The organism is Streptomyces sp. NRRL S-495 (assembly GCF_000966955.1).
GTDB classification, from domain to species: domain Bacteria; phylum Actinomycetota; class Actinomycetes; order Streptomycetales; family Streptomycetaceae; genus Kitasatospora; species Kitasatospora purpeofusca.
This window is the reverse complement of record NZ_JZWY01001185.1, coordinates 1-3,917: the sequence shown is the minus strand read 5'-3', so window position 1 is coordinate 3,917 and position 3,917 is coordinate 1. Positions and strand designations below refer to the sequence as shown.

The following is a 3,917-nucleotide window of genomic DNA, read 5'->3' as shown; positions in this document are numbered from 1 at the left end:
ACGGAGGAGGAGATCTACTCCCACCCGACCCATCCGTACACCCAGGCGCTGCTCTCCGCGGTGCCGGTGCCCGACCCGACCGGGCGCGAGCACCGCGAGCGGATCCTGCTCAGCGGTGACATCCCCTCGCCCGCCAACCCGCCGTCCGGCTGCCGCTTCCGCACCCGCTGCTGGAAGGCGGAGGAGCGGTGCGCCGAGGAACTCCCGCTGCTGGCCGTGCCGTCGACGCTGAGCGGGCCGGCCGCGCACGAGTCGGCCTGCCACTTCGCTGAGGTGCGGGACGTGATCGGTTCGGGCTGACCGTGCCCGGCCGCACCCGGGGCCCCGGAGTCCGCGCGACTCCGGGGCCCTTCCGGCTGCCGGGCCGGGGTCACTTCTGGAAGCCGACGTTCTCCCAGACGATGTCGGACAGGCCCTGGGCGCCGATGTTGGCGAGGTCGGCGCGGCTCCCGTACAGCTGCGGGCGCTGGTAGAGCGGCAGCACCCCGGCCACCTTCCACAGTTCGGCGTCGGCCTGGTTGATGGCCTCGAAGGCGGCGGCCGCGTCGCCCGCGGCGGAGGCCCGGTCGAGTGCGGCGTCGACGGAGGGGTTGCCGGACTGGGAGTGGTTGGTGCCGCCGTTCTGGACGAAGTTGGCCCGGTTGCCGCTGGCCGGGAACGGTGTGCCGAGCAGCGAGTAGGCGGCGATGTCGAAGTCCCGCCGGTTGACGTACTTGTCGAAGTACTCGTTGGGGTTGGCGGTGACCGTGGTGACCTTCACCCCGACGTCCTTGAGCATGCCGGTGGCGACGGCGGCCTCGTTCTGGGCCTGGGTGACCCCGGCGGGGATGACCAGCCGCAGATTGAGCTCCTTGCCGTCCTTGCGGCGGACGTCGCCGTCGAGCTTCCAGCCGGCCGCGTCGAGCTTGCGGACGGCCTCGGCCGGGTCGTAGCGGCTGAGGCCGAGGGAGTTGTCCCGGTAGGCGTTCTGGTTGGCCACCAGCAGGTGGTTGTTGAGGGTGACGGTGGGCCAGTCGAGCCCGGCCAGGTCGGAGCGGGCGATGACGTCCCGGTTGATCGCCTGGAACACGGCCTGGCGGACGGAAGGATCGGTGAGCGCGGGGCTGCGGCCGTTCAGGGTGAACTGGCGGAAGTCGGGCCCGCCGGCCCGGCGGACGGCGGCACCGGGGGTGCTGCGGATCAGCTGGTAGCCGGCCACGTCCGGACCGTTGTTGAACAGGTCGATCTCGCCCTTGTTGAAGGCGGCGGCCATCGTGTTGGGCAGCATCGCGCGGAAGACGATCCGGTCGAGCAGCGGCTTGTCGCCCCACCAGGCCGGGTCGGCGACCAGGGTGACGGTCTGCGTCGCCCGGTCCATCCGCTCCACCTTGAACGGGCCCGCGGTGACCGGGACGGCGTCCAGGTAGGCGGTGTTGAAGAGTTCGGGGGTGGCGATCCGGCTCGCGGGCAGCAGCGGGGCGTTGGCGGCCCCGTTGAACATCGACTGCCACTCGGCGAACGGCCGCTCGAAGGTCATCACGGCCTGGAAGTCGTCCTTGCCGCGCTCGACCGCCGAGACCAGCTCGAACCCGGTACTGCTGGCCGACCGGTAGGCCGGGTCCTTGCCGTTCAGCGCCCGCCAGTTGGCCTCGATGTCGCGCCAGGTGATCGGGGTGCCGTCGGACCAGCGGGCCTTCGGGTTGAGCGTCCAGACCACCACCTGCCGGCCGTTCCGCTGCTCGCTGTGCGCGTCCTGGAGGTAGGCCGGGTTGGGGGTCTGGGTGCCGGCCGCGTCGGAGCGGAAGAAGGTCGGCAGCAGCGGCTTGGTGACGGCGATGGTGGAGGACTCGCCGCCGTCGGCCTGGATCGGCGACCACTGGGTGGAGTACTGGGCCACCGCGACCCGCAGGGTGCCGCCCTGGCGCAGCTCGGCGCGCTCGTGCGGATTGATGTCGACGGCGGTGAGCTTGGGCGTCTCGACCGAGCTCGGGAGGGCCCGGGCGTCGGCTCCGACTCCGGAGCCGTTGCCGGGGCCGCAGGAACACAGCGTCAGCGAGAGCGAGACGGCGGTGAGACCGGCGAGCAGGGCCGTGCGGCGGTACAGGGGGCGGCCCATGGTGGTTCTCCCGGGACGGATGCGGCGGACGATAGGCGTCACATCTTGCTGACCTGGGAGCGGAGTTGTCGAGGGGCGGGCCCGGATCGGGACCCGCCCCCCGGTAACGGTTCGATCAGGCCGGGAACTTGAAGGTCCGGTCCTTGTCGCCGCTCTTCTCGAACAGCGCGGTCACCTGGTCCGCGACGTCCTGCGCGGTGATCGGGACGAGCTGGCCGTTCTTCTTCGTCTTCACCTTGTCGAAGGCGCCGGCGAGCTGGCGGTTCAGCGCGTCGAGGTCCCACTTCGGCACGAACTTGCCGTTGGCGTCCGGGACGAGGGTGAGCGCGGCGGCGGCGGTCTTCGGCCCGAAGTCGAACTTCTTGGGGCCGGCCTGGATGTGGATCTGGCCGTTCGTCACCGACTTGCCGAGGGTGTCCGCCGCGCCCTGGAGGGCCTGCGGGGAGGTCTTCGGCTGGGCGGCCGTGACGGCCAGGGCGACGGGCTGCTCCGACTTGCCCGCGGCGCGGTCGCGGTAGGCCGTGTCGACCAGGTCGACGGCGGCGGCGGAGTCCACCGCCTGGCCGGCCTTGCCCGGGACGACGACGGTGTCGCCGTTCTCGGCGAACTTGACGTAGCCCTCCTGGAGCCCCTGGCCGGAGCCGCCGGCCAGCGCCTCCAGCGCGGACTTGAGCTTGGCCCGGTCGACCTTGACCTCCGGCGGGACGGCCTTCTCGTCGCCCTTGAGCGACTTGAGGACGTCCACCGGGTTGTAGGAGTGCTGGGTGAGCCGGTCCACGGTGGCCGTGGTGTCGAAGGCCAGTCCGGCGGCGGTCGGGTCGAGGTCCACGGTCTGCTCGCCGACCTTCAGCTTGACCGGCTGCTGGCCGGCCTTGCCGACACTCTCGTCGAGCTGGTGGATGGCCTGGTCGCGGTTGCTGCCGCCGATGTCCGTGCCGAGCACCACGGTGCCCTTGGGGATGTCGGACTGGTTCAGCATCAGCCCGGTGCCGTAGGCGGCGGCGCCGAGGAAGGCCACGCCGACGACCGCGTAGGTGGTGAGCTTGACCAGCTTCTTGGCGGCGCTCGGCCGGGGCTTGGCGGCCGCGGCGGGCTTGGCGGCCGGCGCGGGCTTCGGGGCCGGCGGGCCGTCCGCCGCCGGTGCGGTGGGCGGTGCGGAGTCCGCGCCGCCGGGACGCGGGTGGGCCTGGGAGGCACCGGGGTGCGGGCCGGCGGGTGCCCCCATGGCGTCGGGGACGCCGGGGAAGAGGCTGCCGGGTGCCGGGGCGCCGTGCGGGCCGCCGGGCGGGGCGGAGGCGAACAGGCCGGGCTGCGGGCCGCCGCCCGGAGCGGCCGGTCCGGCGGGGGACCCGGGTATGGGGCCGGCCGGGGCGTTCTCGCGGATCGGCGCGAAGCCGTCGACCGAGGTGTCCTCGGGGTCCGCGGTACCGGGCCCGGCGGGGGCGGGGCGGCCCCGGCCCTGCTGGGCGCCGCCGGGCCGGCCGGGGCCCGTGGCGAACGGGTCCGCACCGGGGTTGAACGGGTCGCCGCCGGGGTTGAACGGAGCGGTGCCGGGGGCGAAGGGATCGGCGGGCGCGAACGGGTCGGCCGGGCCGCCGGTGCCGAAGGGGTCGACCGGGGCGCCGGGCGCGAACGGGTCGGCCGGGGCGTCCGCGTAGACACCGGCCTCGTCGGCGGGCAGCTCGCCGCCGGCGCCGTACGGAGTGGCGGGCGCGCCGGTCGGACGCGGACCGGGGGCCTGTGCCTGGGCCTGGGCGGGCACCGGGCGGCCGTTGGCACGGGCCGCGGCGGGGCGCTCGGTCTGCGGGCGGCCGCCCTCGGG

At 74.1% G+C, this 3,917-nt stretch carries 3 protein-coding genes; 1 reads left to right on the top strand and 2 read right to left on the bottom strand.

Annotated features, from left to right (window positions below):
- A partial coding sequence (locus VR45_RS40385; RefSeq protein ID WP_045944962.1) for an oligopeptide/dipeptide ABC transporter ATP-binding protein occupies positions 1-300 on the top strand: 300 nt, incomplete at its 5' end.
- 70 nt (positions 301-370) lie between these two features.
- Here the strand turns inward: VR45_RS40385 and VR45_RS40380 are convergent.
- Positions 371-2,095 (bottom strand): ABC transporter family substrate-binding protein, encoded by a 1,725-nt coding sequence (locus VR45_RS40380; protein WP_045944961.1) that lies wholly within the window; start codon positions 2,093-2,095, stop codon positions 371-373.
- Between the two features lie 115 nt (positions 2,096-2,210).
- The coding region (locus VR45_RS40375; RefSeq protein WP_052709742.1) for a peptidoglycan binding domain-containing protein at positions 2,211-3,917 on the bottom strand (1,707 nt) is incomplete at its 5' end.